This is a genomic window from Wenzhouxiangella sp. YN1, from assembly GCF_056324145.1.
Genome location: NZ_JBJNIO010000054.1, coordinates 1 through 395, shown reverse-complemented (window position 1 = coordinate 395; position 395 = coordinate 1). Strand labels below are relative to the sequence as shown.

At 58.7% G+C, this 395-nt stretch carries 1 pseudogene; it reads right to left on the bottom strand.

The window, feature by feature from the left end:
* Positions 1 to 138: 138 nt before the first annotated feature.
* Positions 139 to 395 (bottom strand): annotated as a pseudogene (locus ACEWQZ_RS00245) (transposase); the annotation flags it as partial.

Below are 395 nucleotides of genomic sequence, written 5' to 3'. Positions count from 1 at the left end.
ACGATGGTCAGACCGCAACGGAGTTACTCGGCACACCAGGTGCGTTCGAAGTCTCACCAACACCGGTCAGCGCCGAGCTGCCCGAGGTTGTTACATAGAAATCGTCGCCGATGTGTTGGGAATATGTTGACACGTTCCGATCGCTTCCAGGAAGCCATTGGTCTGGCGTGTTTTCACCCAGGCGACGATGCCATCGAGGTGTCGCCTTATCATCTTGGCAACAGCCTTCATCGGCTCGACCTTGGAGCGCATGATGTTCGTACACCACTGGTGGAGCATCTGACGGACCACGTTGACCTGCTTTCGCTGCAGGATGGCGCGCAACTGCTCGCGGTACTGCCAGGCACGTGCCGTCCTGAGTGTCGTCAGCCGAGCGACCAGGGTCTGGAGCTCCT